At 44.5% G+C, this 26,491-nt stretch carries 29 protein-coding genes and 2 pseudogenes; all 31 read right to left on the bottom strand.

What is annotated here, in order from left to right:
* Positions 1-209 precede the first annotated feature (209 nt).
* Positions 210-524 (bottom strand): helix-turn-helix domain-containing protein, encoded by a 315-nt coding sequence (locus LIQ05_RS18140; protein ID WP_005334796.1) that lies wholly within the window; start codon positions 522-524, stop codon positions 210-212.
* Positions 525-748: 224 nt separating this feature from the next.
* Entirely contained in the window at positions 749-1,039 is a 291-nt protein-coding gene (locus LIQ05_RS18135; RefSeq protein ID WP_005334797.1) for a hypothetical protein, read from the bottom strand.
* Between the two features lie 3 nt (positions 1,040-1,042).
* Positions 1,043-1,927, bottom strand: coding sequence for a YodL domain-containing protein (locus LIQ05_RS18130; RefSeq protein ID WP_005334798.1), 885 nt, complete (start codon positions 1,925-1,927; stop codon positions 1,043-1,045).
* Complete coding sequence (locus LIQ05_RS18125; RefSeq protein WP_003864553.1) at positions 1,917-2,177, bottom strand: transposon-transfer assisting family protein; 261 nt, start codon at positions 2,175-2,177, stop codon at positions 1,917-1,919. Before LIQ05_RS18125 ends, LIQ05_RS18130 begins: the two co-directional genes overlap by 11 nt.
* The gene (locus LIQ05_RS18120) at positions 2,174-4,756 is read right to left on the bottom strand and encodes a JAB domain-containing protein (RefSeq protein WP_226822777.1); all 2,583 of its coding nucleotides are present in this window, start codon (positions 4,754-4,756) and stop codon (positions 2,174-2,176) included. The genes LIQ05_RS18125 and LIQ05_RS18120 overlap by 4 nt, the downstream gene beginning before the upstream one ends.
* Entirely contained in the window at positions 4,746-4,913 is a 168-nt protein-coding gene (locus LIQ05_RS18115; protein ID WP_005423587.1) for a hypothetical protein, read from the bottom strand. Before LIQ05_RS18115 ends, LIQ05_RS18120 begins: the two co-directional genes overlap by 11 nt.
* A gap of 82 nt (positions 4,914-4,995) precedes the next feature.
* Positions 4,996-6,045 (bottom strand): DUF5688 family protein, encoded by a 1,050-nt coding sequence (locus tag LIQ05_RS18110; protein ID WP_005334802.1) that lies wholly within the window; start codon positions 6,043-6,045, stop codon positions 4,996-4,998.
* Between the two features lie 28 nt (positions 6,046-6,073).
* Positions 6,074-8,185, bottom strand: coding sequence for a DNA topoisomerase 3 (locus LIQ05_RS18105; RefSeq protein WP_226822776.1), 2,112 nt, complete (start codon positions 8,183-8,185; stop codon positions 6,074-6,076).
* Between the two features lie 72 nt (positions 8,186-8,257).
* Entirely contained in the window at positions 8,258-8,992 is a 735-nt protein-coding gene (locus tag LIQ05_RS18100; protein ID WP_005334804.1) for a CD1107 family mobile element protein, read from the bottom strand.
* On the bottom strand, positions 8,967-9,275 hold the full coding sequence (locus LIQ05_RS18095) for a DUF4315 family protein (RefSeq protein WP_005334805.1): 309 nt from the start codon (positions 9,273-9,275) through the stop codon (positions 8,967-8,969). The genes LIQ05_RS18100 and LIQ05_RS18095 overlap by 26 nt, the downstream gene beginning before the upstream one ends.
* Positions 9,276-9,301: 26 nt before the next feature.
* Positions 9,302-11,545 carry a CD1108 family mobile element protein gene (locus LIQ05_RS18090; RefSeq protein WP_226822775.1) on the bottom strand — a complete coding sequence of 748 codons (2,244 nt, stop codon included), beginning with the start codon at positions 11,543-11,545 and terminating at the stop codon, positions 9,302-9,304.
* Positions 11,546-11,596: 51 nt separating this feature from the next.
* Positions 11,597-12,055 (bottom strand): hypothetical protein, encoded by a 459-nt coding sequence (locus LIQ05_RS18085; RefSeq protein WP_003864573.1) that lies wholly within the window; start codon positions 12,053-12,055, stop codon positions 11,597-11,599.
* Positions 12,039-14,546, bottom strand: a complete 2,508-nt coding sequence (locus LIQ05_RS18080) for a VirB4-like conjugal transfer ATPase, CD1110 family (protein WP_226822774.1) — start codon at positions 14,544-14,546, stop codon at positions 12,039-12,041. Before LIQ05_RS18080 ends, LIQ05_RS18085 begins: the two co-directional genes overlap by 17 nt.
* The gene (locus LIQ05_RS18075; protein WP_055163308.1) at positions 14,461-14,850 is read right to left on the bottom strand and encodes a PrgI family protein; all 390 of its coding nucleotides are present in this window, start codon (positions 14,848-14,850) and stop codon (positions 14,461-14,463) included. Before LIQ05_RS18075 ends, LIQ05_RS18080 begins: the two co-directional genes overlap by 86 nt.
* 22 nt (positions 14,851-14,872) lie before the next feature.
* Complete coding sequence (locus tag LIQ05_RS18070; protein WP_226822773.1) at positions 14,873-15,745, bottom strand: VirB6/TrbL-like conjugal transfer protein, CD1112 family; 873 nt, start codon at positions 15,743-15,745, stop codon at positions 14,873-14,875.
* Positions 15,746-15,764: 19 nt separating this feature from the next.
* Positions 15,765-15,860, bottom strand: a pseudogene (locus tag LIQ05_RS18065) (Maff2 family mobile element protein); the annotation flags it as partial.
* A gap of 86 nt (positions 15,861-15,946) precedes the next feature.
* Complete coding sequence (locus LIQ05_RS18060; RefSeq protein ID WP_147619667.1) at positions 15,947-17,560, bottom strand: recombinase family protein; 1,614 nt, start codon at positions 17,558-17,560, stop codon at positions 15,947-15,949.
* A gap of 110 nt (positions 17,561-17,670) precedes the next feature.
* Positions 17,671-17,832: a transposon-encoded TnpW family protein gene (locus LIQ05_RS18055; RefSeq protein ID WP_412315148.1), complete on the bottom strand. Its 162-nt coding sequence runs from the start codon at positions 17,830-17,832 to the stop codon at positions 17,671-17,673.
* Between the two features lie 46 nt (positions 17,833-17,878).
* Positions 17,879-18,721: an ATP-binding protein gene (locus LIQ05_RS18050; protein WP_147619663.1), complete on the bottom strand. Its 843-nt coding sequence runs from the start codon at positions 18,719-18,721 to the stop codon at positions 17,879-17,881.
* Entirely contained in the window at positions 18,718-19,464 is a 747-nt protein-coding gene (locus tag LIQ05_RS18045) for a phage replisome organizer N-terminal domain-containing protein (RefSeq protein ID WP_147619661.1), read from the bottom strand. Before LIQ05_RS18045 ends, LIQ05_RS18050 begins: the two co-directional genes overlap by 4 nt.
* The gene (locus tag LIQ05_RS18040; protein ID WP_015544131.1) at positions 19,454-19,660 is read right to left on the bottom strand and encodes a hypothetical protein; all 207 of its coding nucleotides are present in this window, start codon (positions 19,658-19,660) and stop codon (positions 19,454-19,456) included. The genes LIQ05_RS18045 and LIQ05_RS18040 overlap by 11 nt, the downstream gene beginning before the upstream one ends.
* Before the next feature lie 188 nt (positions 19,661-19,848).
* Complete coding sequence (locus tag LIQ05_RS18035) at positions 19,849-21,471, bottom strand: relaxase/mobilization nuclease domain-containing protein (RefSeq protein WP_226822772.1); 1,623 nt, start codon at positions 21,469-21,471, stop codon at positions 19,849-19,851.
* Positions 21,443-21,877 carry a plasmid mobilization protein gene (locus LIQ05_RS18030; RefSeq protein ID WP_226822778.1) on the bottom strand — a complete coding sequence of 145 codons (435 nt, stop codon included), beginning with the start codon at positions 21,875-21,877 and terminating at the stop codon, positions 21,443-21,445. The genes LIQ05_RS18035 and LIQ05_RS18030 overlap by 29 nt, the downstream gene beginning before the upstream one ends.
* Before the next feature lie 699 nt (positions 21,878-22,576).
* Positions 22,577-22,861, bottom strand: a complete 285-nt coding sequence (locus LIQ05_RS18025) for a hypothetical protein (RefSeq protein WP_226822771.1) — start codon at positions 22,859-22,861, stop codon at positions 22,577-22,579.
* A 31-nt stretch (positions 22,862-22,892) separates the two neighbouring features.
* Positions 22,893-23,090, bottom strand: coding sequence for a helix-turn-helix domain-containing protein (locus LIQ05_RS18020; RefSeq protein ID WP_147561399.1), 198 nt, complete (start codon positions 23,088-23,090; stop codon positions 22,893-22,895).
* On the bottom strand, positions 23,083-23,505 hold the full coding sequence (locus LIQ05_RS18015; RefSeq protein ID WP_177389974.1) for a sigma-70 family RNA polymerase sigma factor: 423 nt from the start codon (positions 23,503-23,505) through the stop codon (positions 23,083-23,085). Before LIQ05_RS18015 ends, LIQ05_RS18020 begins: the two co-directional genes overlap by 8 nt.
* Before the next feature lie 165 nt (positions 23,506-23,670).
* The gene (locus tag LIQ05_RS18010; RefSeq protein ID WP_226822770.1) at positions 23,671-24,114 is read right to left on the bottom strand and encodes a hypothetical protein; all 444 of its coding nucleotides are present in this window, start codon (positions 24,112-24,114) and stop codon (positions 23,671-23,673) included.
* 3 nt (positions 24,115-24,117) lie between these two features.
* On the bottom strand, positions 24,118-24,576 hold the full coding sequence (locus LIQ05_RS18005; RefSeq protein WP_147561406.1) for a DUF1700 domain-containing protein: 459 nt from the start codon (positions 24,574-24,576) through the stop codon (positions 24,118-24,120).
* The gene (locus LIQ05_RS18000) at positions 24,573-24,932 is read right to left on the bottom strand and encodes a PadR family transcriptional regulator (RefSeq protein ID WP_015534245.1); all 360 of its coding nucleotides are present in this window, start codon (positions 24,930-24,932) and stop codon (positions 24,573-24,575) included. The genes LIQ05_RS18005 and LIQ05_RS18000 overlap by 4 nt, the downstream gene beginning before the upstream one ends.
* A gap of 167 nt (positions 24,933-25,099) precedes the next feature.
* The gene (locus LIQ05_RS17995; protein ID WP_117528512.1) at positions 25,100-25,240 is read right to left on the bottom strand and encodes a Maff2 family mobile element protein; all 141 of its coding nucleotides are present in this window, start codon (positions 25,238-25,240) and stop codon (positions 25,100-25,102) included.
* A gap of 127 nt (positions 25,241-25,367) precedes the next feature.
* Positions 25,368-26,438: pseudogene (locus LIQ05_RS17990) on the bottom strand (VirD4-like conjugal transfer protein, CD1115 family); the annotation flags it as partial.
* Positions 26,439-26,491: the final 53 nt, after the last annotated feature.

The following is a 26,491-nucleotide window of genomic DNA, read 5'->3' as shown; positions in this document are numbered from 1 at the left end:
GAATGGTGGCTCTCAAAGTCCGGACAGGTGGCTCAAAGAGCCCCGGAATAATCATGGTTTTCTATACTTCAAAATACTTGAAAGTATAGTGTTTATGCGGATAATCGAAAATTAGATATAAAATTCTTTAGAACTACTATATCATATTTTCACGTTAAACCAAATAAAAAAGAAGAGCAATAAGCCCTTCCATCTTCTTATTCACGTATTTATTCCACCAATGCTCTCACTGCATTGATAATTCTCTGTTGCTTTTCTTTCGGTAGTTTCTCTATCATTTCAGATAATTCATTCGTAACGCCGCTAACCGAATGTGTCACAACATCAATCAATAGTGTATCTGCTGAAACATCTAATGCATTTGCAATCGCAATAAAAGTATCAAGTTTTGTTACTTTCAGTCCTCTCTCTATAACACTTACATGAGTTGGACTCAAGTTTACCAGTCCTGCCAATTCTTCTTGTGTAAGATTCTTAGCTTCCCTTGCAGCTTTTATTCTCTGACCAACCGCCTTTAAATCCATTGTGACACCTCCTTTAGAACGATAATTCGGTCTAAAATTAGTATAACGATTGATCTTTAAAACATACAGAATCTACAGATTGTTAACTTGTTCTTTAGAACTATTTTAAATTAAAAAGGCCCAAAAGGGCACTTTCCCTTTTGAGCCTATACACTTTATCAGCTAACGTATTTTGCTTTCATTTTTTCTCATGGTCATGAGGCTTTTTTCTCTTAAATCGCATTCTATGAATCCTTCGATTGCTCTTTCTGTTCTTCAATAATTCGTTCGGTTGCTTTATGAATTCTATCCTTGGAATAGGGTGGTCTTAAATTCAATGATAACCGCCCTTTTTTAATCATATACGTTTCACTACCATCCTCCGAAGATCCTTTCAACCAGCAATCATCCGGATACTTCTCCGCAAAAGACCTCAACCGTTTCTGCAAGCTCTGATTGAAGGTATACACATCATAGAATCCATCATCTTCATTAGTCAGAATAATCGTTTCTTTTTCACACTTTAACCTTCGCATATTCTATCCCCGCTTTCTTTCCATTTCCTGATCCAGGTACTTTGGTATCGGCTTTCCGGACCGGCGAGCAATGGCAATCTGTTTTTGATGCAGTCGTTTGATTACGGACCTTCGTTTCTTAGGTTTATTATTTTGTTGATTTCGGGACGTCTGTTTGTTGTTGCGTGCATCAGAAATTTTTTCCAGGTTCTTCTTCTGATTATTCACCAGACCGTCCACCATATCATAGTTAGCTTCTGTACCAGATTCTCTGCTTCGTTCATAAGTGCCGTTCTGGTAGAATTTCTGGTAATGTTCCAGACGGATTTTACCATCTTGTTTTAGCTGTTCGACCGGATTTAGCGGTACCTGCTGTTGGATGTAATCATGAATCTTTTGTTTTGTCTTTTCATCGAATTTCTTACATTCTTCGACAACCATTTTTCCATAAGCATCCAGGATAACACCCTGGGCCTGATCTCGGTATACCTGATGTTCCATCAAATAAAACTGTTTTCCATCAATAATGACGGTGTCTGTTGCAATCCAGTTCCCCTTTTTCCCATCAATCTGATAATTCTCAGTTTCCATAGTGATCAGTGCACCGGATGTGTTGATACGAATAAATCCGGCCAGATACTGTGGATAGTTCTCATCTACATAGTAGCAGCTGATTTCTCCATTCTTGTTCAATACGAGCACGTCACTGACTTCGCATTGATTTTTCGTCCGTTTCCAGATGTCAGCGACTTTTTCATTTTCCTGCATTTCATGAATCGAGATTAATCGGTAATTTTCGACAGTAATCGACACATTCTGCTGTCTTGCCTCTTGATATGGCAGATGCCACAGTGCTTTTCCTGCTGTCTGCTGATCTACTCGGTAGACTGCAAATTGATTAAGCTTCATAGGCATCATCCTCCAAGTTATTCAGATAATAATTCAGATCCAGAGAATAGTAGTATTTGTCTTCGATCTGCTGTAATTTTCCAACTGTAGAATTGATGATCTCAATTATTTCATCATTCTCAGGATCACTTTCTTCCTGTTCCAAAACTTCCAAAGCTTCTTTCAGTGTTTGGATTGTTTCTTCCTTTGTGTGCTGCTGGAAGATAGCAGTAATAGTCAGTTCGTTTTCTTCCAGGTTTACATTTCTCATAGGCTCATTTCCCCCCTTTTCTTTTTCGGTATTGGTTTCATCTGTATATTCAGCTCCTTCTCGTTTTTTTCTTCGCTTATATTTTTTTCGTTATCCACTTTCTTATTGGATTCCAGAGGATTTTCCACATTTGGATGTCTTTCTTCCAAGTATTTTTCCACACGACTGATTGCATTTTGCACATAAGAATTTTCTCTAAATCCAGGAATCGAATTCAAAAATTCTTTCTGTATTTTTCCTTCAATCATCAGACTCTGCATTCCTTCATAATCACTTCCGTCTTTCAGATCAAAGCCAACACATTTCAGTCCATGCATACGTTCTGATGGGATTTTCTCATAAGCTTCCAAGGCTTCTGGTAATGTCAGGTCATAATGTACTTCACCCATTACAGGAAATTCAGCACATTCAGCCGCATAAAAGCTGATACATGTAAGATCATTTTCATAATCCACATTTTCTATTTCCGGGACAATATCGAGTATTTTTTCTCTTTGTGCTGCAAAGTCTGGAAGTTCTGCAAATCCAAATCGATCCACGTAATATGCCTGCATATCCCCACCACGGTTTGTAATGATAACATCACTGACCGACATAGAATGTGCTTTATAATCTGCCGGTGGATTATCGTTGAACATAGCGTACAAATCATCCAGCTTTTCATTTTCATGTAATCTGCCAGAATAGACACATTTATAATTTTCTGCATCGATTGTAATTCCATCTTCTTTGACCATTGCCATATTCATAAATAAATGTTGTTTTCCCGGTGTGTCTTCATCCACATGATAAATCGCATAGAGGTCACCATTACCTCTGAACATTTCTTCCTCTAGGGTATAATCATACTTAAATGGGTACATAGCCCGATCAACTCTCTCCGAAACATCCGTCCCTTCTGCAATCGTATCTTCCAGCCAGTCTTTGATATCTCCCCATGATTCAAACTGCAAATACCCGGCAATTTCATGTGTCCCATCCGGTGCCAGTACAATATGTCCCGGTTCGCTTTCCCGATAATCATAGCGGTATCCGGCTGCTTCCAGTGCATCTACCAGAATGCCGTATTTTTCATGTAATTCTGTTTTCTGTTTTTCTTCAAGAATGATTTCCAGTTCTTCTGTAAGCTGATCGATCATTTCACCGGCTGTCTTGCGGATCACATCCATAGATGCTTTCATTTCCTTCATTTCCCGGCTGCTGCTCCACCCTGCAATATAAGGAAAACTGTAATCCGATGTATCCAAACCAAAGGAAGAACACACACAGTAAGCAACAGATTCTGCTTCAACCTCTTTTGTCAGACGGTCTTTTTCTACACCCAGGCTTTCCATGATTTCCTTGTCATGCAGTTTAGCATGGACAGTTTCATGAATAGCAGTCTTTAAGGTCTGGCTTTCACTGAGTCCTTTTTTGATCACGATTTCCTTATCTGCATTGTGATAATATCCATTGGCATTGCCATCGATCTCATCGAATCGTATCGGCACTGGGGATATTTTCTGAATAGCCTGCATGAAAGAATCAAAATCCTGTACAGCTGCAGTCAGTAATTCCGGTGCCAGTGTCTGGATTGGTTCCCCGGATGTCTGAGCAATATCAAAGACGGTAACTGCTTTAAAATGCGGAACTGTAACTTCCACCTGTTCAGTCTTAGGTTTTCCATCGGTTCCCATGATCGGTCGCTGATTTTCATCCAGAACCTCTTTTTCCTTCATTTTCTTATATGGTGCCGGTGCAATGATTGTAATTCCTTTTTCGCCTTTCATGACCTGTCTACCCATGGACTGCCAGTTTTTGTAGCTGGTAACAAGTGTGGCATCCGGTCGCTGCATGGCGATCAGCATTGTATTATTAAAGGAATAATTGTGAAACTTTGCCATGGTTTTAAGAAATTCCTGATAGCGGTTACTTGTAAAAAGTTCTTCCACACCGGATTCCAGTGACTGCATAATGCTGTCCATATCTTTTCCATGAACCGGTAATGGAATTGTTGCTGTCTGCACTGTTGGAATATCTCTTACGTCACCCTTTTCTTTTGTATCTGTTACTTCTTCATAGGGTGCGGTGGCTTCAGTCACCATTCCTTTAGTCAGATCAATATCTTCAACACGAGTAGAAAAACGAACCCTGCTATCTGGAAATTCTCCTTTATCTCGAAAGGAATAGTAATTCCCATTCCGTCCTGTAATGATGTGATCAACCAAGGAAATCCCCATCAATTCCCCTAATTCCTGCATTCTTGCTGTAGTCTGGATATCCGATGTAGATGGTGTCAGATTTCCGGACGGATGATTATGAATGAGCATCATTGAATGAGCATTCGAAAGAATTGCACTCTTAAATATTTCTCTTGGATTAATTAATGCTTCATTCAGCGATCCTACAGATACGATATTCATATTGATCGGTGTTAAATCTGCCTGTAAATTAACAATACAAAAGAGTTCCCGATCCATCTGGGAAAGAAATTCATCCATAACACGAATTGCTACATCTGGATTATTCATAGGTTCATTACTATAAAGTGGTGGCTGTTCCACCATACGAATTGCTACCTGTTCTAATTTATCTGCCATCAGCAACACCTCCAATCGGCACATTTATAATAAATTCCTGATCATGTAACGTCTCAATTTGCTTCTTCAATTTTTTAAACGAAAATGTGTGTGATAATCTTTTTCGATACTGGCTGTATCTTAAGCTTGTATTTGTTTTAATGTTCTCTTTCGTCATAATCTTCTCCTTTTCAAAATGCCCCACGACATTTCCTTATGCCGCAGGGCGTTTGCTCATTTAACGGGTTTCATGCTTGATATTAGAGTTCCATATCGTGCTTCTTTGTTTTCGGTTTCTGATCCGGCTGTTCTTTTCCTGCTTTCTCTGTTTTTGCAGCCTGCGCTTCTTTTTCTTTCTGACGTTCTGTAAATCTGTCGGCTTTTTCAAAGACGTGATCCTTTGTGTCAAAGTGATATACATCATTGGTAAGGCGTTCTGCTGGTGCTACCTGAGTCGCATTGACTTCTTTTACCATATCTCTTAACATTTCTGCATCCACTTGCCCGTCATCTGGCAAGACCAGCATTTCATGGATGGATGATGGCAAAATGAAGAAATCATTTCCAAGAAGTTCCCCCATGCTATCCATGAATTCCGGATAAAAGATCACACCGGCTCCATCAATTCTGTCTGTATTCGTAACAACAAAGAATGTCGGCATCTCGCTTGATTCCTGCAATGTTTCCTGCAGCATTTCACGTTCATCCGGTGTCAGCATGAGAATATTTTTCTGGTACATTTCATCTATCAATGCACCTATACTTGATACCTCCGGAGCCATGACACGCGGTGAACTTTTCATCGCATCTTCATGAAGCTGTTCTGCAGAGATTCCATACTGTTCAAGCAGATCATTCTTGATAAACATGGAACTTAATCCATCCTGATCCTTGCCTACTGCCACATGATAGGTGATTGCGAGATCTTCCTTCAGATGGTGTGGCGCATTTTCGAGGACTTCCTTATTTGCTTCGGCTGATGATACACGGATAAACAGCTTGTCCTTCACATCTTCATAATTTAAAATGGATTTCAGATCAACCTGTATCGGTGCCTCAATGACTATATCTGCAATCTTTCTACATACAGTTTCCATTGTTACGCCAGGCTGTGCTTTATATGCTTCATACAGTTGGTTAAGATTAATTGTTGGAGTAAGCATCTCCCCTTCTTTTCTCACCATCAATCCCGTATAGGCACGGTTCAGTTTCTGACACTCCATCGTTGACACCTCGGCATTCTCATAATCCTTCGGTAAAAAGAGTCTGATATTGTCCTTTACTTCATTTACAAATTCATTAAAATTCATTCTTCGTTTCCTCCTCTAATCTGTTTTCTTATTTCTTTTTGCTTTTGTTTTTTGGTTTCTTTTTGGGAAAGGATAAAGAAAAATTCACCCTTCCGGTTTCATCTGCATCCATATGAAGATCTGCCTCAAAGTACATATTCTTCTTTCTGGAATACAGGTCTTTTACATGCACACATCCACTTTTCAGAAGTTCTGCAGCCATCTTTTTATCCATGGTTTTTTCCATGCTCTGCAGATAGCGGTTATCTTTCCAGAGAGCAAAGTGACAATCGTGGTTGCTACAATAGAAGTTGGTTTTGCTTTCATATACCAGGCTTCCACATACCGGACATGTTCCAATGCTTTCTCTGGTCTGAAATCTTCTTGTTTCTTCTTCGGAAATCGCATCGCATCCATTCAGCATCATGGTCAGCATGTTTTTGATCCCGGTCATAAACTGTTCCGGTGCAATCTCTCCATGCTCCATCAAGAGCAGCTGATTTTCCCATTCTGCAGTCATACTTGCAGATTTCAGAAAGTCTGGCAGGATCTCCACAAGGACTTTTCCATCATCTGTTGGAAGGATCTGTTTCCCTTTTCGGGTGGCATACTGGGAATAGATCAGTTTTTCGATGATACCAGCTCTTGTTGCCGGAGTTCCTAATCCTTTCTTTTCTGTGTCTTCATCGAATTCCTTATTTCCAGCAGTTTCCATTGCTGCAAGGAGAGTATCTTCACTGTATGGTTTTGGTGGCGATGTAAAATGTTCTGTCTTTTCTGCAGCTACAGCATAGAAAGTCTGTCCCTGGGTTACTTTCGGCATCCTCTCTTTCATTTCCTGATCCGGATCTACGATTGCCATGCGATCCTTATTCTTGAAGCAGTTTTCAAAGAGTTTCCATCCATCCTGCAACACAGTTCTTCCTTTTGCTTTGAAGATTTCTCCCTGGCATTCCACTTCAATCTCTGTTTCCTGGTAAATGTGATCCTTACTCATTGCCATGACCGTATGGACTGCAATCAGGAAAAGAATCTTTTCTTCCCAGGATTTCAATTCATCCAGATGGCAGGATGCAAGTTCCATCGTTGGAATGATTGCATGGTGATCTGTCACCTTGCTGTTATTCATGACTTTCTTCACATCTGGCTGCTCCGGCTGATCAAACGGACCTGTCAGTTGATATTTCTCATAAATCTGACGAACCACATTTCTTGCTGTCTGCTCCATATCTTCGGTCAGATACTGGCTGTCCGTTCTTGGATAAGTGATCAGTTTCTTTTCATACAGGCTCTGAGCGGTATCCAGTGTCTGTTTGGCTGTCATTCCGTAGATACGGTTTGCTTCTCTCTGCAGTGTGGTCAGATCATAAAGCTTTGGTGCTTTTACTTTCTTTTCCGTTTCTTTTACTGCTGTGACAATAGCTTCACTTCCCTGGCATCTACTTCTTAACTGTTCCGCCTCATCCGGATCAAAGATTTTTGGCTTTACAGCCGGAATTCCATCACAATCGAGTTCCACATTGAAATACTTTTCTTTCTGGAAATTGCTGATCTGTCCGGCACGTTCCACCAACATGGCAAGTGTCGGTGTCTGAACCCTTCCAACGGTCAGCTTTTTGAAGTACTTTGTGGTGTAAGCTCTGGTTGCATTCATTCCTACCAGCCAGTCAGCCTGAGAACGGCATACAGCAGCTTCGGCCAGATGTCGGTATTCCTCTGCGGATCTCAGATGCTGCATTCCATCAAGGATTGCTGAATCTTCCAGAGAACTAATCCATAATCGTTTCACCGGCTTTTTACTTCCGGATAAGTCATAGACATGTTTGAAGATTAATTCTCCTTCACGTCCGGCATCACAGGCATTTACGACGTATTCAATTTCCGGACTGTTGAGCAGTCTTTTTAAGATATAGAACTGATCTTTCTTATCTTCTGAGACTGTAACTTTCCAGTCTTTCGGGATGATCGGGAGATCTTCATATCTCCACTGGTTAAATTTCTCATCGTAAGCATCCGGTGAAACATATTCGGCCAGATGTCCGAAGCACCAGCTGACCATACAGTCGGTTCCTTGTAAATATCCGTCTTCTCGTTCCTGTGCTCCAATCACTTCTGCGATTGCTCTTGATACACTTGGTTTTTCTGCAATTACTAAATACATGATGTATTACCTCCTTCATATAACGAAACGGAGAGAGCATGTTTTACAGCCCCCTCCACTAAAAAAGTTTATTTATTTTTCATTTTCTTCAAAATCTTCGTCTTCAGACTCTTCCTCATCCGGAACTTCTTCCAGTCCACCTGTTTCCAAACCTTCCGGCTGATCATCCTCATCTTCCTCTTTTTTAGGTTTATAGATCTTGAAGTAGTAGTAAGCTGCCACACCGCCGAGAGCCAAAATCAGGATTGTTGCCATTGCACCCATATTGGTTTTTGCAGATGCTGTTTTCTCCGGATCAATGGTAGCTTCCTTGTCTACATCCTCATTATTTGTTTCATCCAGCACTACCTTTGATTTATCTGGCTGTGGTGTTACGACAGTAGCAGTGCTGTCTTTATCCAGAAATTCGGACAGATCATTCTCATCAATCTGGGATAACATATAGACATTCTGTGATGTGGCACTACGGTCGATCACGATATAGAAAGTGTTGTTATTCTTCGTTGTAACCGTAAGAAATTCCTTTGTGGAATCATCGGTAATGTCATCCTTGACTTCACCATTGCCAGGTGTCGTAAATGCAGTTCCCTTGTCTGTTCCATCTTCCGGCAGCACCTCGTTTGTGTTTGTCGCCTCGTCCTTTTTCTCTTCTTTGTCTGTTGACTGTTCCGTCTGAGTTGTCTCTACTTTGGATGCCTCTGCCGATTCATCCACATAGGCAAATGCTGTGGTTGATGCTGTAAAAAGCATCATGACTCCCAACAGCAGTCCTGCCATTTTCTTATTCATTTTCTTCCATTTCACCATTCTGATATTCCTCCTTATTTTCTTCTGTGAATACAAAGGAGCCTGAACCTTCATCGTCAGACTCCCTGCTTACCTGAAATTTAACTTTTCCACTCTGGATACCATCCAAAAGATCATATAACTGATCATTATCCATCTTCATACCACGGATGCACCTGATCATCTCATTGTCCTCTTCCTGCTTTAATGCAGCCTGGACACCTCTGAGATATTGCTGCAGATCCGCGATCTTTTTCTCTGTTTTGGCAATTTCATCCAGATATTTTTTAATCTTTTTATTCAAACTTTCACCTCCCTTCAATCACCCATTTATGGCAGTCTTCCAAAGCACATGAAGTGTTGCTGCCAGTAGGATGTGCTGATATTTGAGTAATGGATCGGATCCCCACAATGGATCATCATATTGTTACCGACATAGATACCCACATGGCTTGCACCGGATGTGTTATACGTTCCCTGGAAGAAGATCAGATCTCCTGGTTTTGCTTCTTGCGGTGATACATAAGTACATACGCCTCTTAATCCATCTGCGGTCAATCGTCCATAGTTCCAGCCATTACCACAGTGGTTAATGACATAAGATACGAATCCTGAGCAGTCAAATCCGGACGGAGAGTAACCACCCCATACATAAGGTACTCCCAGATATTTTTCCGCTTCTCGGATCATCCGGGCAAATTCTTCATCCTGCAGTGCTTCCGGTGGAATCTCATAGCTCATTCCATTACCGCCTGATCCACTGGTCACATTGTTTACATCCCACAGATAATTTCTGTTTCCATAGGTCGTATTTAACGCATTGTAAATAATCAGCTGTTCTGCATTCAGATTGGCTCTTGCCACAGCATCAAAACTTCCATTTGTCAGTGTCACATACAGAATCTTCTTGGTGCTTGTACTGGTAACGGTTACTTCCTGACTGCCATTGTCATCTGCGATATAAGCTTCCCAGGTCTGGTGTCCATGAGCAGAGGCTGCAGCATGGTTATCATAGTAAACGTCAAACTGGACACCATATCGTGCAAAGGCTCCGGTATCCTCAACTGTGTATTCCACACCATTCATTACTACCTTAGTGCCAATCGGCACAAATGGATTGGAAGCATCTACAGCAATGGTATGGTTTGCAGTTGGATATGCACCACTGGCAGTTGGACCTCCGGACCATACACCACAACAGATTCGACAGTTACAATATCCGCTGGTCACTACCTGTCCTAATGATTCTCCGACTCGAACATTTCTGGTTTCTGTCACCGTTTCTGTTCGACCTTCTGTATTCAGATGATATTGTGCTTCAAAAAGAGATTGCAGCTCGTTTTCAACATCTGAGTACGTCCAGTCCCCGTATTTTGCGGTAAGATACGAGATAAGATGGTATGGATTATGACCAATCTCAGCAATGTTGTACTGATACTCGTCATAATTTGGATGTCTTCTTTCCATCTCATTGATCTGCTGATTCAAGGCACTTTCCAAAGCGGCATATCTGTTTTCGGCAGCATAGATATCCTCGTCTGAACTTGGATACGTTGTAATACCGATCACAGATCCAGCACCCTCAATAGAGGCACTGCAGCTCCCCAGAGATACTGCTATGACAAGAAAAAGAAGCGCAAAAATACCGATGCCTGCGAACATGGCACGATTACGCTTTATAATCTCTTTCAAGGCAATCTTTGCTTTTACCGTCATGTTCTCGACACCGGTAATGGTTGTCGCTCCACCTAGACTGCCAGCGGATTTTCCGGCTCTGGCTGCCTGGTATGCATCCTTATATCGTTTTTTCTGAAAGAAGCGGTTATAGAAATGTCTCTTTTGCTCAGCGTTCTTTACCGATTCTGCATGTTTGACTCCTTCCATACTTTCTGCAGAACCAAATTTCAGTTTCTTTTCTACAGTAGCCTCACGATAACCTCTGCGATGGGTTTTCACATCCGTTCGTTTGCTGCGGATCTGAGCATGACGTAGGCCACGTAACGCAGCTTCTGTTTCACGCTCTGCAAGTCTGGCACTTTCCACACCTGCATTTTCATCTGTTTCTTCCTCTTCGGAAGTGACTGCTTTCATGCCAGATATAACAGCTTGTGTAGCAATGTATTTCCCGGCTGTCCCTCCCGGTTTCATGCCAGCACCTTTCACCATCTGATTTCCTTCATCATCAAAAGATAATCTTCCGGCTTTTGCCTGTTCTTTGGTCATCTGTTTTTGCAGCTGCTTCTTCCGAATGGATTTCTTTTGGCTGTTCAGATTATTATCATCATCCGGGATTTTTTCATGACGATGCAGTTTCTTTCGATATCCGGATACTTTTTCTTCCGGTGTGACTTCAACTGTATCCTCAACAGCTTCCTGCCGGACAGAAGATTTCCGGATCTTTTCCATCTGCAGTCGTTTACCTTTTCCCGATTTTGAATCTTCATTCTCAGCCTTTTTTCGTTCCCGTTCCGGAACAAATTCTTCCTTATTTTCTGGTCGTCCTCGACTCCTGTGACTGATATCTTTTACACTACCATCACGAAGATTTTCTTCTGTCAGACCATCCCTGGTCATCTTTGCGACCTTTTTATCTTTGCCTTTAAATTCTTTTCCAGCTATAGGTCATCACCTCCTGGCACAACTTTTCTTTCTGTACTCATTCAGTTCCTGGCGTCCTATAATCGGGATACCAGGATAACCATCTGCCTGTGTCCTGATTGCTGGAGAGCTCGCCTGGATATGAAATACCCAGTTCAATTCACTCGGATCTCTCGGCCAGAAACCATTGATCAGCATAGCCTCCTTGAACTGATTGTTGTGCAGATGGATCTGGGTACGTTTATACAGAACTTCTTTCAGATCATCACTGGTAAGATGCGGATAGATTTTCTGTGCCGGATAAAAATTCCAGAATACCCAGTCAAGGATAATGTTCTGTGTTTCCAGCGGAAGTTCATACAGATGATGATCATCATTGACTGTATGAACACGGTATCCAGGCTGTGCATTTTCCAGATTTTTCATCTGAATGTAAGGATTATCCTGGTTCCACTGCCTGATTCGGATCTTATCGATTTCCTTCATGCTTTTCCGCCTCCATTTCTTTCTCTCGTTTTTCAACTTCTTCCGGTTTTGTAGTCATCAAACTGTACAGCTTCAAGTTCTTATCGAACTTGTCCTTAAATGGAATAATTGTTGTTCCATAGAAAAGAAGTCCTTCTCCTTCCCCGGAATTCGTCACATAAGACAACTGATATGGGGAAATATTCAACTGTTTTGCAAGGATCTGTCTGTCACCTGCAGCCTGGTTCAGCATCAGGATAAAATCACTGTTCTCAAAGATATTTTCAATTTCCCTGCTGGCAAGAAGATCTTTGATATTCTGGGTGATACCACTTGGAATACCACCCCATTTTCTGAATCTCTTCCATATTTCTACGGAATAAGCTGCTGTCTGTTCTTCTTTGAGCAGAAGATGGAACTCATCGATATAGTACCTGGTGGATTTGATGCCGCGGTTGATCGTAACTCTGTTCCATACCTGATCCTGGACGATGAGCATTCCGATTTTCTTCAGCTGCTTTCCAAGTTCCTTGATGTCAAAGCAGACAATACGGTTATTCAGTTCCACATTGGTTCTATGGTTAAATACTTTCAGTGATCCATTTACATAGATTTCCAACGCTGTTGCAATTCTCTGTGCCTGCGGTTCTTTCTGCTTTCTGAGGCAGTCATACAGGTCACCAAGGACCGGCATATTTTCCGGTTTTGGATCTGCAAAGTACTTCTGATACACCAGTGGAAGACAGCGGTCGATCACTGATTTTTCCTCTGCTTCAATTCCATCCCTGCTTCCCATGATCAGCTCACATAAAGACAGGACAAAATCAGATTTTACACCAAGTGGATTGTCATCATCGGAATAATCCATATTGATATCCATCGGATTGATATAATCCTTACTGGTTGGTGAAATGTGTACGACCTGTCCGCCAAGTGCATGGACCAGTGGGTAATACTCACCCTCCGGATCTCCGATGATAATGTCATCCTTCGTAACAAAGAAAGCGTTGGTGATTTCTCTTTTTGCTGCAAAGGATTTACCGGATCCAGGCGTACCAAGGATCAGTCCATTCGGGTTTTTGAGCTTTTTACGATCCACCATGATCATGTTGTTACTGAGTGCATTCAATCCGTAATATAAGGATTCTCCTGTCATAAAAAGCTCCTGTGTCGTAAACGGAACAAAGATTGCTGTACTGGTAGTCGTAAGAGCCCGCCTGATTGGGATATGATTTACTCCCAACGGAACACTGCTCATCAATCCTTCTTCCTGCTGATAATCCAGACGTTTCAGCACACAGTTATATTTCTGTGCAATACCGGCCGTCTGGAAGATGGCATTATCCAGTGCCTGTTTTGTCTTTGCAGTATTTAAAAAGAGCGCTGTTACAAGGAACATACGCTCATTTCGTGACTGCAGGTCTTCTAACAGACGCTTAGCTTCTCCGCCATACGTGTTCAGATCCGATGGAATGATATCCATATCGTATCCGGCCCGGACTGCTTTTTTCTGTTCTTCGATTTTCATACGGTTGATATCCGTCACTTTGCTTTTTACCAGCTTGATTGCCTTCATCTGATCCACAGACTGGACATGCAGGTTGACGATCAGGTTCTTATCGATATCCAGAAATTCTGCCAGCATCTTATCCGTAAGCTCCGGTGCCAGGATCTGCAGATAAGAGACAGCCCCGATAGTATTTCCCATTTGGAACGTATTTCTGTCTCGGAATACAAAACTGGTCGGTGCCACATAATCCTTTGTATTGAGTCCTGTCCGGATCATGGAACCATAATCAAACTGGAAGTCTGTCATGATATCCGGATTGAAAGTCTCATACAGTATCTGCAGACGTTCCACGCCATTCAGCGGATATGCCGGAACTCCAAGGATCTTGAAGTTGTTCAGGATATCTGATTCAATACGTTCCAGCTTTGGCTTTGCTTCCCGGATATTGTCTGCTTCGATGGAAAAGGTGATATATTTTGATTTCACCAGTCCATTATTTCCTTTCGCCAGCTGCTGTTTCAGCATCTTGGCATATTCCATACGGACATCGTCAAAAGCATCCTCCTGAGGACGGATCCGGATGACCTGTTCAAATTCTTTCATGCTGCTTTTATGATTGATAAAGCTCAGCTGAAAATGAATACTGGCATCAAAGTAATTGAGAAAATCACACCAGTTTTCAAAGATCGCATTTTTATCTTCGTTCTGAGCCAGCTGGTAGTTGATATCATAGAAGCGAATACACTTAGAATACGTTTTTCCCTGTACCCTGCAGATTCCATCTTTTCCCATTTCCTTATAAGCGATCGACTGCTGGACGGACAGTTTTTTCTGCCTGCGTTTTTCCTCCTGCTTTTCTTTTTTCTTTTTCTCTTTTCTGTCTACTTTTTTGTATCCGGTATCTGCGACAGTTTTCTTATTTTTCTTTTTTCGCAACCGTTTTTCCTCCTTTCGGTTTTCCTGTATCCGGAGACTGTCTGATCTGTTCCGGATCTGTCTCATAATAGTTTTCAGTTTCATATTTTCTAACGGGTGAACGAAGAAACTTCACCCTGATCATATGCATCAGAACATCTTCCAGATGCATCCCGTCTTTTTCGTACATGGCAAATAAAAATGCCGGTAACATCAAAAGCACCATGACTGTTGCTGCATTACTGTTTCCCATCACATTACGCAAGAGGAAATAGCTTGGAATTCCCATTGCAGCACCTATCCCGATACAGATCAACTGTCTTTTGGTCAGGTTAAATGCTACTTTATTCTTTACCTTCGTTAAATCTTTCGGTACGCTGACATATGCCATGATTTTCACTCCTTCCTGTAATTTAGTGCGCGTTAAATATCGACTTACTTAAGGATGCCGTCTTAAAGAGGCTATAGCATAAGATTACTGTGTAAGCCATAACGCCAAATAATGAAGAACTCAGATTATCTGAATACTGGATACCTGCAACAAGCACTGCATAGATTGCAACGCATACCATCATCAGAAATGCCTGGAAAGCCAGGGCAAAGAGTCCTCTGAAATAATTTGTGCCGATCTGTCCCCATTCTCTGTTGCTCATAGTTGCGAATGGAATCGGCGCAACTGAGGTATATAGGTAAATCTCTATCATACGTCCATACATGATCACTGTGATCAGTACAGACAGGATCTTCATACAGAAGCCGGCGATAAGGGTTTCCAGCGCCAATACAACAAGTTCTCCGATTTCCATACTTTCCAGTGTTGTGGAAAGATCCGTCAATGCCGAAGAAATATCAATGGCGGTACTTCCTGTGATAACACCGGCCGCAGAATTAACTACGTGCTGACCCACATCGAATACCGCCATTGTGATCGTAAATGTGTTACTCACCAGATACACAGCGATCCACATTTTTACGAAGTACTTGAAAAACATCCAGGTATCAATATCATGCATGTTGTTACGCTCGGTCAGCATAGAAATCAATTCGTAGCAGAGTACGAGTGTAATAATAATACCTGCGATCGGCATGATCACGGAATCTGATAAGTTCCGGATCATACTGAATATGCTGCCGTTCCACCCTTGCGGGGTCTGTCCAACCTGGGTAGCGATCTCACCGGTCTTTTGATTGACATCAGTAAACATCGTGTCCAGGTTGGAAGTGATCATCCCGGTTAAGAGTTCCCTCATCCATTCCTCAATCGCATCAAAAATCTGACTGAACATGGATCTCTACTCCTTTCTCTTAACCAAATAATCCACTCAGAAGCGGGATCAGCTGTGTTCCGATCAGGATAACACCACCACCGCTCATCAGCTGTTTAATTCCCTGGGATTTTGCTTATGTGTGATAAAGAAGTAATAGAAGTATAAAAAATTTTGCCGTTCCTATCCGGCACTTGCGCAGGGTGTCGGATAGGTCGGGCTTTATTCTTCGGGCAAGTCAATCTTGCCTACAAAGCTGTAATAAATATCAATGCGCTGGCGGCGTACTTCGTTCTCGTCATACTCACATTCATAGACAACGATTTTCTCCACCATTTCACGTAAGAGGGTGTGGGTCAGTTCCTCAATAGAAAGGTACTTGCGGACAACGTTCATAAACTTTTCAGCGTTTACCGTGGCTTCCTGTGCCTTGTCCAGTTCGCCCTGCAATGCGGCGGCTTTCTCTTTCAGTTCCCGCTGCTCGGCTTCGTAGTCTACGGACATTTCCATGAAACGCTCGTCATTGATTTTCCCGTTTACATTGTCCTCATACAGACGCTTGATGTAGCGGGAAAGTTCTGCAATGCGGCTCTGCACCTGTTCAAGCTGCTTGGTAGCTGCCGCCTGTTTCCTCTTGCCGCCCATTTCATTCTGCTGGATAAGCAGCTTCACGAACCGGGCTTCGTGCTTCTGTGCATAGGCGGTCACTTTCCGCAGATTGTCCAGCACACCCGCCGTCAAAAGGTCGGTGCGGATGAAGTGCGCCGTACAGTCGGCGGTGCGCTTCTTATAGCTGCCGCAGATGTAGCAATCCTGCTTTCTCTTGTCGGTCTGATACCGCTGCTGGTACATCACATGACCGCAGTCGGCGCAGAACAGCAAGCCGGAGAACAAGCCCACATCATCGTAGCGGTTGGGGCGTTTGCGCTGCTTGCGTAACTCCTGCACCCGTTCCCATGTCTGCAAGTCGATGATTGGCTCATGGTGGTTCTCGAAAATCGCCTGTTTCTCAATGGGATTGTCTACGCTGTGCTTCATCTTGTAGGATGGTTTTTCCGTCTTGAAGTTCACAAGACAGCCTGTGTATTCCCGGTTTTCCAACAGATGAACAACGGTATTGGTCGCCCACTTACATTCATAGCCGGGGTGGTAGCGGCGTGTACTGCCTGTGCGCTGGTATTCCAGCGTCCCCGGCGTGGGGATTTGCTGCTCGGTCAGCATACGGGCTATCTTGGTCGGACCGTTCCCGGCAAGGCAAAGCTGGTAAATCTGCTTGACCACCGGGGCGGCTTCCTCGTCAATGATGAAATTCTCGTCATCGTCCATGAGGTAGCCGTACACGGGCTTGCTGGTAACAGGCTTTCCGCTTAGACCTTTTGCTTTCTTAACTGCCTTGATTTTTTTGCTCGTATCTCTCACCATCCATTCGTTGAAAAGATTACGCAGCGGGGTAAAATCGTTGTCGCCCATTGCGCTGTCCACTCCGTCATTGATAGCGATAAAGCGGACGCCTTTCTGTGGGAATAGCATTTCTGTATACATTCCCACTTGGAGATAATTTCGCCCTAAACGGGACATATCCTTGACAATGACTGTGCCAACTTTCCCGGCTTCAATGTCTGCAAGCATGGCTTGAAATCCGGGTCTTTGGAAGTTCGCACCACTATAACCGTCGTCCGTGTACCAGCAGAGATTGGTAAAGCCGTTCTGCTTGGCGTAGGTTTCCAAAATGCGCTTTTGGTTGGATATAGAGTTGCTTTCTCCTTGCAATTCATCTTCATGGGATAATCTCGGATAAAGGGCGGTAATAAGGTTTTGGGTTGTCTGTCTTAACATGGTTTCCTCCGTTTCTGACAGCCAGCCCCACTATTCCGTACTTCGATTGTACCATACAGCGGGGCAGCGTGTATAGCGGCAAAATGTGAAAAATGCTTCTTTACAGCCCGTCATATTGCCGATTTTTGCGTAGCGGTTTCCGCTTCCAGCACCTTAGCCATTTTGTCAGCGGCGGTTTCCTTTGCACCTTGCTTGAAAAAGCCGGACACCACAAGAACAGAGTTCCCTATGCGGATTTCCGTCACGCAGTCGGCGGGTGCGGTGCTTTTCATGCTGTGTCTGATATGCTCTTTTTTATCGGTCATAGGCGAACTCCTTTCAATCGTTCATCAGTTGCTTTAAGCGGTTTAGCTTGTTTTGTGCGCTTTCCCTGCGGAAGTTCTCGCCGGAGAAGCAGACCGGGGCGCACATTTCAAGCAGTCGGTCATAAATCCGGGCGTGGGGCGTGTCCTGCGGGTTCTGTAACTCGGTAAGCGTGAGGTTGGTCGTGACGATCAGCGGCTTGCCGCTTCGGTAACGACTGTCAATCACATTGTAGACTTGCTCCAATCCGTACTCTGTGCCACGCTCCATTCCAAAATCATCAAGGATAAGCAGCGGATAGCGGCAGAGGTTGGAAATATACTCGTTCTTGCCCTCGAAGGTGGCTGCAAGGTCATTGAGGATAAGGGCAAAATTTGTCATACGGACGGAGATTCCTTTCTCCATGAGGGCGTTTGCAATGCACCCAGCAAGGTAGCTTTTGCCTGTGCCGACGCTGCCCCAGAGCAGATAACCGATGTTCCCGGCTTTCATGTCCTCCCAATGTTCCACATAGAAATGGGCGGTTTTCATCTGCGGGTTTCTGCCGTTGTCATTGGCAAAAGTCCATTCCCGCATAGCCGGGTCGGTAAAGCCCCGGCGTTTCAGTTCTTCCACCTTGTCCCGGTGCTTTCTCTGCTGTTCGGCGGCTTCACACTCCATGCGCTGCGCCCGCTGGCAGTCACATTCTGCCGGGTGTCGGTCACGCCCGAACAGGGCAACCTTATCAGCCGGGAAATAGGCTTCTTTCGGTGTCCGGCACTTGCCGCAGTAGAGCAGACCGTCCTCACCTGTGTAGTCCTCCGGCTCGGCGGTGGCTGCTGGTATCTGTAAATTCATATCTTCAAAAGCTGGTTTCATAGACTTTCTCCCTCCTTGTAGCTGTAATCGGGTATGCCTCTTTTCGGGGCAGCTTTAGCGGTATCGTCAGCCGCCCATCTGCGGATAGTGGCTGCATGGTTCTTGTATTTCCTCCCAGTGGAAGCGATATAGCCGGATAGACGGTCAATATAATACTCCCACTTGTCGGGCAGTTCTGCTTGCAGTTCGGAAAGTTCCGTATCTGTCAAAATCACATTTTCATATCTGCCGTAAGCTGCGGGGGCGGCTTGTCCCGGTTCTGACTCTCTCTCTTTTTCTATCTCTATATCTATCTCTTTCTTTATCTCTATCTCTGGTGGACAAATGTCCGCTTTTGGTTCGGACACTTGTCCACTAAGTCGTTTTTGCTCTGAAATCTTCATTCTTGCCCTGCGCTTGCGCTCCCCCTCGGTAGAGGACTGACCGATGAAAAGCTCGATATTGCTCATATACAAAGCCCCGTTGTCCAGCGGTTCGACAAGCCCCAGCTTCATAAAGATTTGCAAAGCCCTTTCGACTGTGCCGACCTGCTGGCGGGTAATGGTGGCTATCATTTGGGCGGTGTAGGGGATATTCTCGTCAAGCTGCAAAGTGCCGCCGTATTTCAGCGATTTTAAGTACAGCTTCAAGAGGATATTGGAATACAGCATACCGTCCTGCATACTTTCCAGCAGCACGATAGCGTCATCGTCAAAATAGCTTTCTTTCAGTTTGAGGTAATAATATTTGCGGTTATCTGACATAATCTTGGTTCTCCTTATCTGCGGGGCGGGCTTTCCATCTCTTTGAGTAATACCGGGGGCAGAGTACCACGATAGCCCTAAAACTCTGCTTGCAGTCATGGGTACAGCCCCGGCAAAGGGCATTGAAAGTAATGCGGTTTCGCTCATTGAGGAAGAACGCCCATTCCAGCCGCCGCTTCTTGCTCATTCTCGGCATGAAAAAACGCTCCTTTCTTCGGTTTGGTCGGGTGTAACGGGACAGGGGCAAAATCTGTATGTTCCCGGTATCATTTTCGGGAAAAATCTGCCCTGTAAGCCCCGTTTGCAAGGGCGGGGGTATGCGCGGGTAGGGTAAGCTATACCCCCAGCCTTTTGTATGGTTTCGGTATCATTTCGGGGCGGTTTTTAACGCTCCTGTTCGTGCTTTTTCTGACGGCTCGGTGTGCCGTGTAGTATCTGCTCTGCGTTCCGTTTGGCGGTGGCAAGCTGCTCATACTCCGCTTTGGCGGTGCGGTAGGTGTTGTAAGCTGCGTTTTTCTCGGAAATGAGGGCTTCAATCTCCGTATTCAGTTTGGAAGTGGCTGGCAGCTTCTTTCCCGGTGCAAGTACCTTTAGCTGACGCAGGGCAGCTTCATAGATGATAAAATCCGCTTCATTTGCCCGGTAGTAGGCTTCCGCTTTCTTCCCGGACAGCTTTTTATGAGCGTCAATGGTGGGGCGGGTGCGGCGGTAATCGCTGACAACCTTTCGCAGATTTTTCTTATCGGAAATGCTCTGTTCAATGCCCCGCAGACTTTCCCTCGCTTCGGACAGGGCTTTCCGGCTGCTCTCCACGGCTGCGTCCAGCTTGTCAAGGTCAAGCAGTTCATTTTCCATGAGGAAGTTGTGGGTAGCCGCCATCTGTTTGAGATTGTGCAGGGAAGCCCAGCGGTCATAGCCTGCGCCCTTGCCCTCGGCTCGTTTCGCTTCCCGGTCAACCATGCGCTGTAAACCGTCCTGTTTCGGGGCGGTTTTGGTGGCTTTTTTCCGCTGTAAATGCTCCATAATGCTGCCGGGGTATTCGGGTATGGCTGCGGTCTGTTCGGCGGCTCTGTGGGCGTTCTGCTCCAAAAGGGCAAGGACGGCGGTACGGTCAAAATCGTCCCCCATCTTCCGGGCTGTGATAGGCTTGGTTCTGTCCGGGGTAAGGTAGGACAGCCGCCCCCGGCTTTCCTTAACGGTTACACCTTCCCGGAGAAGCAGGGCGGCAAACTCGTCAAAGCTGCCAGCCCGGTCAAGGGCTTTCCGTATGGTCTGCCGGAGCCGCTGCTTGTCCGTTTCAAACTTCGTCTGCCGGAGCGTGATACCGTCCGCTATCATCGAGGCATTGGCTTTATCAAGGGCAAGCTGTCCTTTCTTCTGCGCCCAGTATTCACGCTCGGTCACTCGGTTCTTGCTGCCATGCAAAAGGTCAATCTGATACAGATTTTCCCGGTGGCACATCTCCATGACTTCGGACTTGAAATATTCCATAGCTGCGTCTGTGCAGCGGTGCTTCATGCCGGATTTTGTGTCTGCTGGTCTGTCCATATAGGGCAGAAGCGGGACAGCTTCAATCCGCAAACTGTTTATGACGATATGCACATGAATGTTGCCGGAGTGGTTGTGTCCGTCCGGGTGGGTGCAGACAATGGCCTGGTGTCCGGGGAAATGCTCTCTGCAAAATTCCTCGCCCAGCGATTGCGCCTTATCAACGGTCAGACCGTTGTCCGTTCCGTCCCGTGGGTCAAAGCTGATGATATAGTGGTGAGACTTCACATCTTCCCGTTTTTGGTTCTTGCCATAGTGGAGATTGGAGCGCATACAGGCAACGGCAAAATCTTCCTCGCCGCAGTTCAGCGTGGCAAAACGGTAGTCCTCACGGGGGACAAGCCGCCCGTTTTCATCAAGGGTAGGCTTCATGGTAAACTCGTCATGCTCAAAGGTAAGGTACTGCTCGGCTGCCCCGTAGTCGGCATTTTTAGAGCTGATATGTTTGAATGTTGCCAACGGCTTCACCTACTTTCTGCAAGACTTCAAACTTCAAGGCTGCAAGGTCGGAAATGGCGACTCGGACTTCGCCGGACAGGGCGTTGTACGGCACACCGTATTCGTTCAGATACCGGGCAATCTGATTGAGGTTGCCGCCGATCCTGCCGTATTCGGCGGTCAGCTTCCCGACAGCGGCAAGCAATTCATCATTGACCGGGGAAACGGTAACAATGGGGCGTATGGTTGCCCGTGTAATGGCTTGCCGGATAAATTCGGACTGGCTCATACCATAAGGGGCAAGCCGGGCGGTAAAGTCGGCGTATTCTTCATCGGTCAGCCGGGTCTTGACTACCCTGCTGCGGTGGGGCGTGTTATATCGTTTCATAGGTGGTTGACCTCCTTTCTGTGCGTGGTGTCCTCTCACTAATAGGAGAAAAACGGGGTGTGTAGCGGAACTGTTTTTGAAATAATCCGAAAAGAATTTGCGGGAATTTTTCAAGCGGCTTTAGCCGCCATAGCAGGGTTTGGGGAAGGCACTCCCCAACAAGATTCCCGCAAGGACAAAATGAGCGATAAGCGAAATTTGGTACTGCGGTAGAATCTTGCTCTAAGACTGCCGCAGACTGCCCCTGTCCGGGCTTTTCCGTACATAGAGCGAATGGAACGGGGCTTTCAGCCCGTTGTGCGCGGCCTTTTTTCTTTCGCCAAAGATACATTTGAAAGGTCGCCAGCTACCCGCTGAACGGGGATTTTTCAAATTTTCTTTTGCCTTAGTAATCCGGGAAACAGGATTTTGGCAACCGGCGGGGCAGAGAATTTTTCCTTTCACTCCCCACACCACCGCGTTTTGAAATTTGCCAAACGAAACGGACAATTTTCTCTTTGCTTCTTACTACGGACAAAAATCAGAAATGCCAAACGCCGGGGCAAAAAAATATTCCTTTCACTTACTACTACAATCCGAACAGGGCAAAATGGCCGGGAACGGAGCCGGGCAACAAAAAAGCAGCAAATCTTTTTCAGACTTACTGCTTTCACTGGCCGCGCCGGTGGCGGCTGGTATTCAGTTTTGAAAACTCATTTCATATTGGTATGATAAACGGAGAGTTATTGCGTTATGTTTTCAAAAGGAAACGATTTCTCCTTGAATATATCCCACAAAATATGCAATCGCTATACTTATCGCAATGCAGCATATACATAGTATTTCAGCAATAACCTTTTTCCCGGTTATTTTGTTTACAGACTTGCCGTAGTCAATAGTAGCCCATACCATTGAAAGTAAAAATAGAATTGCAATCCAATGAGTATGAAACGACAGTCCCATGCTGACAAATACAAAGTTTGTGATGATGTAAAAGGTGCTTCTAACTACAACTTCCGTCACTGTTGAAAGCTGATTTTTCATAAAACCTCTTGCCTCCTTAATTTCCTGTTTACTATCGGTCAAAGCGAAACTTGAACAGCGCGGTAATTAGCTTCTGCTTTATATGTTCCTCAACCTCGGTGTTGACTTTCCCGTGTACTTTGGAACAGTAGCGGATATATCCGGCGTAGTGGGAAAGAACGGTGTCGATTGCGTCCGGGTCGCCCTCATGCGCCTTGACGATTGTTTCATAGGGGAGAAGTTTATTCATACCGGCTCACCTCCATTTCCTTCCGAAGCCGTTGCAAGGCAAGCTGGATATGCCGCCCCGCTGTGCTGCGTGTCCGGCCGATATGTACGCCGATCACTCTCTGCGGCTGGCGCAGGAAATAGTAACGGAAAATTTCTTCCTGTGCCTGCTCCGGCAAAAGGGCAAGGGCAGCGGCAAGTTCCGCATGGTACAGAACGGCGGTCTGGCCGCAGGCGGTAAAAAGATATTCTTCAAGCTGCTCCGGCTCGGAAAACTGGACAAACTTCTCATTCATCAGATAGTCAAGGGAAACTTCCCGTTCCCACCTCTGGCGCAGCTTCAAAATTATATCTATGGCGGCGTGACGAATGACAACCTTGCAAAAGGCGTTAAAAGTGTACTGGATATGCACTTTGTAGGCTTCATCTTCGGTCATGGAAATTCCCCCTCTCTCTGATAATAGTGCGGGGCGGCAGCACTCCTTGCTGTCGCCCCTTGATTGCCTACCAGCAAAGGCGGGCGGGGCTGTCAACGGCGGCGCTTGCGTCGTTCATCTTGACCGTTGACTGGCTCGGCTGACTTTGCTATTCCGTTATCTCTTTCAGTTATTGTCAAAGGAAATGTAGATAGTTAGACTATCGGGTATGTAGCTGATACTTAACCACTTTTCGTCATTTGATAAAAGTGTCCCGATAGAAACATAGTTTTCTCCTTCGATTTCCTCTGACACATTTTCAATTACGGAAAAGCCTTCTTGGTTCAAAAGCTCCATATACTCGTTATAGTCGTTTTCGCTAATGCCGGTAAGGTTGATATTGCAATTCTCATGTTCTGTATCAAGTGTAGCCCATGCAACCGTACCAGGCGCAACAGGAAGCCCCTCTGTGTACTCATTCGCAGGCCAAACACCCTCGTCCAATTTTGTAACACTATTAGATTGCGTATTGTTCTCATTGCTTGTCGGTGTAGATGATGTATTTTGATTAGAACACGCAGCCATAAAAATCATAACCATGATTGTGAATACAGAAATATACTTTTTCATTAGTTACCTCCTGTTTTTGTGTATGGTTCGGATAATTAACAAAACAGCAATAGCTGTTGCTGCAAACCCAATAGCCAAAAGGATATGCGAAATATCAAAGGCAAACGCGCCCTCAATCTGTATATTTGTTGTCGCGTCTGCTTGTCCGATTGCTCCTTCTGGTACTTTTCCTGATTGCGTAACAGCATATACCGAAAAGGCAGCAACCGCGATAACAAGCGCAGCAAGAGTAGAAATGATACCGTTCCTTTTTTTCGATTTGGTGTTATCAATGCCAAACTGTTCTGCGGTGCTGTCTGCAAATTCTTTTGGCGTCCCCAAACGCTGGATAATCTGCTGCTCTGTTTCTCCATGCTCCATAGCAGACGCAAAAACTTCATTCAAGTCACGCACAACCTCTTTTTTCATTTTGCGTGGTAAAGATAGTTCCTTTTCAACCTGTTTGATATATTGTTCTTTCATTTGGACACCCTCGCTTGTTGATAACTTTCTATAAAGCCGTTTACGCAGTTTTCATAGCTTGACCAAAATAAGATTAGTTCATCAAGTACATTCCTGCCTTTATCCGTTAAAGAATAATACTTTTTTGAGCCGCCATTTGCCGCAGCCGGAGCCAATCGGCATTTGATTAGTTCTGCTTCCTGTAAACGATACAGAATGGGGTAAATGGTTCCCTCTTTCGCATATCCCAAAACAGACGCACTATTGTTCAATTCGGTTATAATTTCATATCCATAAGTTTCCTTGCGTCCGATTAGGCATAAGAGTATCATTTCCAGAGAGCCTTTTTTGAATTGCTGGACATATTTGTTATTCATATCGTCGCCTCTCTTTAGCTTTGCTATTTAGGCTTGCTAAATAGCAACTATATTATATCTCTTCCGAGGTATCAGAGTCAATAGGCTTAACGAAAAAGTTACAAGGTGTGTGCGTAAGGTAATAACGGAATAGTGGGCTGCTGTCTATCAAATTCTTGTGTGTTACTTTATGGCACATGAGCATTTGCACCCGGGTTGTCGTTTCCATAACCTTCCATCAGGTTGATTACGCCCCAGACACCAAGACCGGCACCGATTGCAACGACCAGTGTCTGAAGGATATTGATTGCACTGCTAAAAAAAGCCATAATCAAATGTATGAACAAACGCTTTTCTTATGGTCTGTAAGCGTTTGGCTCTACTCCTTTCCCTTTTATTCAGACCTTTTTGTACCCTTATCAGTAGTAGCAGGGTGCTCGAATTCTTTCTTTCATATCAGTCCTCACTTTCCTCAGCTTCAATCGCTGATACATCTTCTTGTGTTACAGTTACTTCATACATTTCAAATTCTGTATCTTTCGACATCACCAGTCGGTGTGCCAGATATTTTTCGACATCAAACGCATTATTCTTATTGAAATCGGCAAGCTCTTTGTACCGTTTGTGCTTTGTGATGTCATATTTGTTGCTTAAAAACGGCCGGACTCCACGAAGCTGTAAGATACATTTTTCTCCATCCATGACCGCCAGCTCATCTCTACTCATCAGTTCTTTTCCAGTCTTTTGATAGTTCAGTCCATAGGACCGGTTGCTGCCTCTGGTGTCTGATGTGTTATAAAGATCAATGGTTTCCTTTCCCAGGGTTTCTGATATTTCTTTCAGTGTGGAGCTTTCCTTTCCGCCCAGGAAAAGAACGGTGTCACAGTTACCTGTGATCGTCTCAGCAGCATCCTTATAGATAGTTTTCAACTGAGATTGTGACTGCAAGATGATAGAAGCGGAGATTTCCCTGCTTCGGATCGTAGCAATCAACTTATCGAATTTTGGAATCTGTCCGATATTGCTGAACTCATCAAGAAGCAGCCGTACATGATAAGGGAGCCTGCCTCCATGCTCATCATCCGCTTTATCACAAAGCAAGTTAAAGAGCTGGGTGTACATGATCGCTACCACAAAGTTGAATGTATCATCGGTATCGCTGATGATGACAAACATGGCTGTTCTCTGATCACCGATCATATCCAGTTCCATTTCGTCATACGACATGATTTCTCTTAGTTCCTGAATGTCAAATGGTGCAAGTCTGGCACCACAGGAAATCAAAATCGATTTTGCAGTTTTGCCGGCCGCAAGCTTGTACTTGCGATATTGCCTTACTGCAAAGTGTTCCGGATTTTCTGCTTCCAGTTCTTCAAACAATTCATCCACTGCATTTTTAAATTCTTCATCATCCTCCCTGGTCTCACTGGCATTGATAAATTCCAACAAAGTAGAAAAGTTCTGTTCTTCCTCTGGTGCCTCATACCAGATGTATCCGATCAGTGCAGAATACAATAGACGTTCGGCCTATAGTGATAGGTAATCCTTTGAAGTTATCGCCGGATTTTCCCCCACTCCAC

It is taken from the genome of Blautia glucerasea (genome assembly GCF_020537505.1).
Classification (GTDB): domain Bacteria; phylum Bacillota; class Clostridia; order Lachnospirales; family Lachnospiraceae; genus Blautia_A.
Note: the sequence above shows the minus strand (reverse complement) of the source record. Positions and strands in the feature narration are given on the sequence as shown.

What these genes read in the sequence shown, in the direction of transcription:
- LIQ05_RS18085 (WP_003864573.1), bottom strand. Translation starts at nt 12,055, where the DNA reads ATGAAGGAAATCGATAAGATCCGAATCAGGCAGTGGAACCAGGATAAT.
- LIQ05_RS18115 (WP_005423587.1), bottom strand. Translation starts at nt 4,913, where the DNA reads ATGACGAAAGAGAACATTAAAACAAATACAAGCTTAAGATACAGCCAG.
- LIQ05_RS18060 (WP_147619667.1), bottom strand. Translation starts at nt 17,560, where the DNA reads ATGTTAAGACAGACAACCCAAAACCTTATTACCGCCCTTTATCCGAGA.
- LIQ05_RS18015 (WP_177389974.1), bottom strand. Translation starts at nt 23,505, where the DNA reads ATGACCGAAGATGAAGCCTACAAAGTGCATATCCAGTACACTTTTAAC.
- LIQ05_RS18105 (WP_226822776.1), bottom strand. Translation starts at nt 8,185, where the DNA reads ATGTATTTAGTAATTGCAGAAAAACCAAGTGTATCAAGAGCAATCGCA.
- LIQ05_RS17995 (WP_117528512.1), bottom strand. Translation starts at nt 25,240, where the DNA reads ATGGCTTTTTTTAGCAGTGCAATCAATATCCTTCAGACACTGGTCGTT.
- LIQ05_RS18005 (WP_147561406.1), bottom strand. Translation starts at nt 24,576, where the DNA reads ATGAAAGAACAATATATCAAACAGGTTGAAAAGGAACTATCTTTACCA.
- LIQ05_RS18000 (WP_015534245.1), bottom strand. Translation starts at nt 24,932, where the DNA reads ATGAATAACAAATATGTCCAGCAATTCAAAAAAGGCTCTCTGGAAATG.
- LIQ05_RS18120 (WP_226822777.1), bottom strand. Translation starts at nt 4,756, where the DNA reads ATGGCAGATAAATTAGAACAGGTAGCAATTCGTATGGTGGAACAGCCA.
- LIQ05_RS18055 (WP_412315148.1), bottom strand. Translation starts at nt 17,832, where the DNA reads ATGAAAAGCACCGCACCCGCCGACTGCGTGACGGAAATCCGCATAGGG.
- LIQ05_RS18040 (WP_015544131.1), bottom strand. Translation starts at nt 19,660, where the DNA reads ATGCCGAGAATGAGCAAGAAGCGGCGGCTGGAATGGGCGTTCTTCCTC.
- LIQ05_RS18130 (WP_005334798.1), bottom strand. Translation starts at nt 1,927, where the DNA reads ATGAAGCTTAATCAATTTGCAGTCTACCGAGTAGATCAGCAGACAGCA.
- LIQ05_RS18090 (WP_226822775.1), bottom strand. Translation starts at nt 11,545, where the DNA reads ATGACCAGGGATGGTCTGACAGAAGAAAATCTTCGTGATGGTAGTGTA.
- LIQ05_RS18070 (WP_226822773.1), bottom strand. Translation starts at nt 15,745, where the DNA reads ATGTTCAGTCAGATTTTTGATGCGATTGAGGAATGGATGAGGGAACTC.
- LIQ05_RS18125 (WP_003864553.1), bottom strand. Translation starts at nt 2,177, where the DNA reads ATGAGAAATGTAAACCTGGAAGAAAACGAACTGACTATTACTGCTATC.
- LIQ05_RS18020 (WP_147561399.1), bottom strand. Translation starts at nt 23,090, where the DNA reads ATGAATAAACTTCTCCCCTATGAAACAATCGTCAAGGCGCATGAGGGC.
- LIQ05_RS18110 (WP_005334802.1), bottom strand. Translation starts at nt 6,045, where the DNA reads ATGAATTTTAATGAATTTGTAAATGAAGTAAAGGACAATATCAGACTC.
- LIQ05_RS18140 (WP_005334796.1), bottom strand. Translation starts at nt 524, where the DNA reads ATGGATTTAAAGGCGGTTGGTCAGAGAATAAAAGCTGCAAGGGAAGCT.
- LIQ05_RS18025 (WP_226822771.1), bottom strand. Translation starts at nt 22,861, where the DNA reads ATGAAAAATCAGCTTTCAACAGTGACGGAAGTTGTAGTTAGAAGCACC.
- LIQ05_RS18050 (WP_147619663.1), bottom strand. Translation starts at nt 18,721, where the DNA reads ATGAAACCAGCTTTTGAAGATATGAATTTACAGATACCAGCAGCCACC.
- LIQ05_RS18075 (WP_055163308.1), bottom strand. Translation starts at nt 14,850, where the DNA reads ATGGCATATGTCAGCGTACCGAAAGATTTAACGAAGGTAAAGAATAAA.
- LIQ05_RS18080 (WP_226822774.1), bottom strand. Translation starts at nt 14,546, where the DNA reads ATGAGACAGATCCGGAACAGATCAGACAGTCTCCGGATACAGGAAAAC.
- LIQ05_RS18045 (WP_147619661.1), bottom strand. Translation starts at nt 19,464, where the DNA reads ATGTCAGATAACCGCAAATATTATTACCTCAAACTGAAAGAAAGCTAT.
- LIQ05_RS18010 (WP_226822770.1), bottom strand. Translation starts at nt 24,114, where the DNA reads ATGAAAAAGTATATTTCTGTATTCACAATCATGGTTATGATTTTTATG.
- LIQ05_RS18135 (WP_005334797.1), bottom strand. Translation starts at nt 1,039, where the DNA reads ATGCGAAGGTTAAAGTGTGAAAAAGAAACGATTATTCTGACTAATGAA.
- LIQ05_RS18100 (WP_005334804.1), bottom strand. Translation starts at nt 8,992, where the DNA reads ATGGTGAAATGGAAGAAAATGAATAAGAAAATGGCAGGACTGCTGTTG.